Origin of the sequence: Variovorax sp. WDL1 (assembly GCF_001541225.1) — a bacterium.
Lineage (GTDB): Bacteria > Pseudomonadota > Gammaproteobacteria > Burkholderiales > Burkholderiaceae_C > Variovorax.
In genome coordinates, this window is sequence record NZ_LMTS01000057.1 from 1 (window position 1) to 6,254 (window position 6,254).

Sequence of the window (6,254 nt, forward strand, 5' to 3'; positions counted from 1 at the left end):
GTGCATTGGCTGGCACAGCAACCGGATCTGCTCGTCGGTGCACTCTCAGCAGAGCCTTCCGCCAAAGCCCTTCCCCTGCGCTGGCATGTGCAGAGCAGCACCACTCTGCGCAGCCTCATGGGGCAGGCGGACTCAGCGCTGCGCGAAGCCAGCAAGCATGCCGCCTCCTTGCCTGAAGCCCTGCTAATGCCCGGACGACCAGGCGCATTGCACCTCGGCGCGGTTTTTGGTTTCGCCATCGAGGAATCCCAGTTGGCAGCGATGGCCAGCGATCTGGTGCTGCAGGTGTCACCCAGCCCTCAGGGACTGCGGCTGAACGGCCGCTACAACAGCGCCTTGCTCGATCTCTCAACTGTCGAGCGCTGGCTTCAGCTCTACCGTACTGCGCTTGCCCGATGGGCCGCCAACGCGGAGATCGAGCTCGCCGCTGCGTTTGCCCTCGCCGATGCCGACCGCGCATTGCTTGCGTCGTTCAATGCGACGTCAGCAGCACAGGAGGCAGGCCTGCGCATCGAAACGCTGATCGCGCGCCAGGTCGCCGCGACGCCTGATGCCATCGCCGTGACGGCAGGTGGCGTGCAACTCAGTTTCAAGGAACTCTCACAACGCGCCAATGGGCTGACTGCGGCATTGCAGGCTCACGGTGTCGGAGCAGGCGACCTTGTCGGCCTTTCATGCGATCGCAACGAGCACATGTTGGTCGCGCTCTACGGGATCCTGCAGGCCGGCGCAGGCTATGTGCCGCTGGATCCTTCGTTCCCGGCGGATCGCCTCGAATTCATGGCCGAAGACGCGGGACTGCGCGTGATGGTCGTCGATGAATCGACCGTCGAGAGCTGGTCGGGCAAGCCGCTTGCCATGGTTCGGGCCGACCATGTCACGCCCGGCACAACTGCGCCCGTTCCGCAAGCCGATCCGGAGGCCGTTGCTTATGTGATCTACACCTCGGGTTCCACGGGCCGACCCAAGGGCGTGCGCGTGCCGCATCGCAGCGTATGCAACCTGTTGGCCAGCTTGCGCAGTGTTCCGGGCGTTCACGCCGACCACGTGACGCTCGCGGTGACGACACTGTCCTTCGACATCGCCGTATCCGAGGTCCTGCTGCCCTTGACCATCGGCTCGCGCATCGTCATGGCCAGCAAGGCCCAAACAATGGACGGCATGCTGCTGCGCGCGCTCATCGAGCGTGAAGAGGTCAGCTTTGTCGACGCAACACCGTCGACCTGGCGTTTGCTGCTGGGAGCCGGTTGGCCTGGTCGCGCGGACATGCTGGCTATCTGCACCGGTGAGCCGCTTCCGCCGGATCTCGGTCGAAAGCTGCTTCCAATGGTGCAGCAGCTCTGGAACGGCTATGGCCCGACTGAGACGACGGTCTGGTCAAGCTTTCACCGGCTCGAGCAGGTCGACGCGGTCGTGCCGATCGGCCGCCCGGTAGCGAATACGCAGTTCCACGTGCTGAATGCCGCACTGCAACCCCTTCCGGTCGGCGTGGTGGGCGAGCTCTTCATCGGCGGCGCCGGCGTGACACTGGGCTACCTGAATCGACCCGACCTCACAGCGGATCGCTTCGTCCCGGATCCTTTCTGCGGCCAGCACGGCGCGATGCTCTACAGAACCGGAGATCTGGGTCGCTGGCGTGCCGACGGCGTACTCGAATGCCTCGGCCGCAATGACCATCAGGTAAAGATTCGTGGTTATCGCATCGAACTCGGCGAGATCGAGAACGCCTTGCTGCAGCATCCTGCCGTGCGGCAAACCGTGGTGATTCCGCGCGCGGACGAGCCCGGCAATGTGCGCCTGGTCGCCTATTTCACGGCAGAGCGAGGCCCGGGCGTAGAGGCGCTTCGCGCGCACCTGGGCACGCTGCTGCCCTCCTACATGGTGCCCAGCGCGTACCTCATGCTCGAGGCGCTTCCGCTGCTTCCCAACGGCAAGCTAGACCGCCGCTCGCTGCCTGCGCCGCCAGCGGAGCGTCCCGATCTGTCCGAGCCTTATGAAGAAGGCCGCAGTCCGGCGGAACGGCGTGTATGTGCCGCCTTCGCAAAGGCGCTCGGCATCGACAAGGTGGGCCGGTCGGACAACTTTTTCGATCTGGGCGGCGACTCACTGCTGGTACTGAGAGTGTTGGCCGATTTGCAGAGATCCAGCGCCCAGCAGTTGTCCGCCAACCTGTTCTTCCAGCAGCCGACGCCACACGCGTTGGCGCTCAAACTCGAAGGCGAAGCGCCTGCGCGATCGCTCGCGGCGCCAGAGCGGCCTCGAGCCAAGCCCTCCGCAGGAACGGACGAGCCAATCGCGCTGATTGCCATGGCGGGCCGCTTCCCCGGAGCGGCCGATGTCGAGCAGTTCTGGGACAACCTCTGCGCGGGGCGCGATTCGATCAGTTTCTTCGACGATGCGACGCTCGATGCCGGCGTCAATGCAGCGCTTCGAGCCAACCCGAACTATGTGCGGGCGCGCGGCGTGATCGAGGATGTCGAGTGGTTCGACGCCGCCTTTTTCGGCATCAATCCCAAGGAAGCGCAGCTGATGGATCCGCAGCAGCGCCTGTTCCTGGAGATCTGCTGGGAGTGCATGGAGCGTGCGGGCTACACGCCGGACCAGTACCCTGGCTCGGTCGGCGTCTACGCCGGCATGAACAACGCCACCTACTTTCTGCAGCATGTTCAAAAGCGACCCGATCTGATCGAGGAACTGGGCCCCTTCCAGGTGATGCTCGCCAACGAGAAGGACTACATCGCGACGCGCGTGGCCCACCGCCTGAACTTGAACGGACCGGCGATCGCCATCCACACCGCGTGCTCGACCTCGCTCGTTGCCGTGACGCAAGCGTTCCATGCGCTGCGCTCAGGTCAGTGCGACGCAGCACTGGCCGGTGGGATCGCAATTACATGCCCCCCGCGCAGCGGCTACCTCTACGAGGAGGGCGCCATGCTGTCACCCGACGGCCATACGCGCAGCTTCGACGCCAAGGCGCAGGGCACGGTGTTCGGCGATGGCGCGGCCGTGGTCATGCTCAAGCGATTGAGCGACGCACTTGCCGATGGCGACCCCATCTACGCCGTGCTGCGCGGCGCAGCCGTCAACAACGACGGTGGCGCCAAAGCCAGCTTCACGGCACCCAACGTCGACGGCCAGGCGGCCGTCATCTCGGCAGCGCTGGCGTCGGCCGGCGTGGATGCGCGCAGCATCTCGTACGTCGAAACCCACGGCACGGCCACGCCGATGGGCGACCCGGTCGAAGTCGAGGGCCTGACACGGGCTTACGCGCGCCACACGTCGGATATCGGCTTCTGCCGCATCGGCTCGGTCAAGAGCAATGTCGGCCACCTGGTCACCGCAGCCGGCACCGCCGGGCTGATCAAGACGGCCTTGGCACTGCACACCGGACACATCCCCGCCACGGCTCACTTCACTGCGCCCAATCCGGCCATCCACTTTGAGACCACGCCTTTCCGCGTCAACGACAGCCTGTTTCCGTGGCCGCGCGGCGACGCGCCGCGGCGCGCTGGCGTCAGCTCCTTCGGCGTCGGCGGCACCAACGCCCACGTGATCGTCGAAGAAGCTCCGTTGCGCGATGACTCGGACATATCGGCCGCACCTCAGTTGCTGGTGCTCTCGGCCCGCACGCCGACGGCGCTGGCGGCGGCCCGCGCGCGGCTGGCCGATCACCTCGATGCCCACCCCGGCATCTGTTTGCCAGACGTCGCCCATACGCTTCGCGTCGGCCGCAAGGCCTTCGCGCATCGGGCCTGCGTCGTCGCGCGCTCACCCGTCCAGGCGGCCGCCGCATTGCGCGCAGAGGACGCACCGGGAACCGCCACCGGGACAACCGCGGCCTGGGTGCCACAACCGGTACTGATGTTCCCGGGTCAGGGCGCGCAGTACGCCGGAATGGGCCAGGCGCTGTACCTGACCGATGCGGTGTTTCGTGCGGCATTCGACGAATGCATCGCCGCCTTCGACGGCGTGCTCCCCTTCGACCTGCGCGAGCGAATGTTCTCCGCAGATGATTCGGCCCTGGCCTCGACCTCGGTCACCCAGCCGGCCATCTTTGTTCTGGAATATGCGATTGCGCGCCAAGTTCTCGCCCTGGGCCTGAAGCCGGTGGCGCTCGTGGGTCACAGCATCGGTGAATTTGCCGCCGCCGCGCTGGCCGGCGTCATGCAGCTCAAAGACGCTTCGCGACTCGTCGCACAACGCGGTGCGTTGATGCAAGCCCAGCCTCCCGGCGCGATGCTCTCGGTGCGCCTGCCGGCCGCCGAACTCCAACCGCGCCTCGGTTCCGACGTCTCGCTGGCGGCCGAAAACGGGCCGGCGGCTTGCGTCGCGGCGGGTCCGTTCGATGCCATCGAAGGTCTGCGCATCCGACTCGAAGCCGACGGCGTCGCGGCCAAGCTGCTGCAGACATCGCACGCGTTCCACTCGGCCATGATGGAGGATGCAGTGGCCCCGTTCGAATCGCTGGTGCGTGGCGTCAGGCTGTCGGCGCCGAGACTGCCAATCTATTCGACGCTGACCGGCGCCCTCCTGAAGCCGGAGGAAGCGACCGATCCGCACTACTGGGCCCGCCACTTGCGGGAAACCGTGCGCTTCTCGACAGCGCTTCGAACGGTGCTGACAGAAATCGCCCACCCCGTGTTTGTCGAAGCCGGCCCCCGCAATACCCTGACGACGCTGGTTCGCCAGCACGCAACCAAGACGGTTCCTGCACCGGCCGTCGAATTGCTCGGCAACCAGCCCGACGGCGAATGCAGCGCCTGGCGGCTTGCCGCCGGACGCCTCTGGGCGATGGGCGCCGACATCGATCTCGTCGCGCTCGACGAGCGCGCAAAAAAACATCGCGTGCTGCTGCCGACCTATCCGTTCGAGCGCAAGCGTTTTTGGGTCGACATTGCCGCCCCCGAGGCAATCCCACCTTCCCCGGCCGCTGCCTCTGCCGCCCCGCCTCTTTCTGATTCGATACCGGAGATAGCAATGACAGCCGTCGCTACAGCTCAGCCCGCACGCCGCGGATCCCTCGTCATGCGCTTGCGCGAGTTGTTCGAGAGCCTCTCGGGCATGGACATGACCGACGTTGCGGCCGGATCGCGCTTCGTCGAGATTGGTCTTGACTCCCTCACGCTGACGCAGGTTGCCATCCAGGTCAAGAAACAGTTCAAGGTGAACCTGAGCTTCAGGCAGTTGATGGAAAGCTATCGCAGCTTTGACGCGCTGGCGGAATTCCTCGACGCGAACCTCCCACACGACCCTGTTGTCGCCGTCGCCCCGGCGGGATCGGTGGCTACCTCGGTTGCAACGGCCGCGACCGCGCCGCAGGCTCCTGCGCCTGCAATGACCATCCAGGGATTGACCAGCACGCCCGTCGCCGGATTGGCGAGCGGCAACGGCATCCTCCTGCAGCAGGTCATTGCGCAGCAGACGCAATTGATGCAAATCATGCAGCAGCAACTCGCACTGCTGTCGACCACGGCAACGGCTCCGATCAGCCCACCGCTGCCGGTGCCGGCAGTGGAGCCACACACGTCAATGCAGACCGCTGCAGCCACGGCCTCCTCTCTCCCCGAGCCTGCTGCCGACGAACCGTTCGTCGCACCGAAGTACGACGTCAAGAAAGCCTTCGGCGCCATCGCGCGCATCCACACGCAGAGCAAGGAACCGACGGAGCGCCAGAAGGCGCGGCTCGCGTCCTTCATGCGCCGCTACGTCGAGCGCACGCAGAAGAGCAAGGCCTTCACCGAACGCAACCGCCCGCACATGGCCGACCCGCGCGTGGTCAACGGCTTCCGGCCCGCGACCAAGGAGATCACCTACCAGATCGTGGTCGAGCGCTCCAAGGGCTCGCGCATGTGGGACATCGACGGCAACGAGTACGTCGACACGCTCAACGGCTTCGGCATGAACCTGTTCGGATGGCAGCCGGACTTCATCCTCGACGCGATGCGCAAGCAGCTCGATGCCGGATTTGAGATCGGCCCGCAGCATCCGCTGGCCGCCGAGGTCTGCGAGCGCGTTTGCGAGCTGACTGACTGCGATCGCGCCGCCCTTTGCAACACCGGTTCGGAGTCCGTGATGGCAGCCATCCGCATCGCGCGTACCGTCACTGGCCGCAACACCGTGGTGCTCTTCACCGGTTCCTACCACGGCACCTTCGACGAGGTGCTGGTGCGCGCCGGCCGCAATGCGAAGGGCATGTCGGCGGCGCCGGGCGTGATGCAGGGCATGTTCGGCGACGTGCGCGTGCTGGACTACGG

General features: G+C 65.9%; 1 protein-coding gene. It reads left to right on the plus strand.

The window, feature by feature from the left end; all coding sequences use genetic code 11:
- Positions 1-186 precede the first annotated feature (186 nt).
- Positions 187-6,254: polyketide synthase (locus tag APY03_RS08775; protein ID WP_232324200.1), on the plus strand; the 6,068-nt coding region annotated here is incomplete at its 3' end.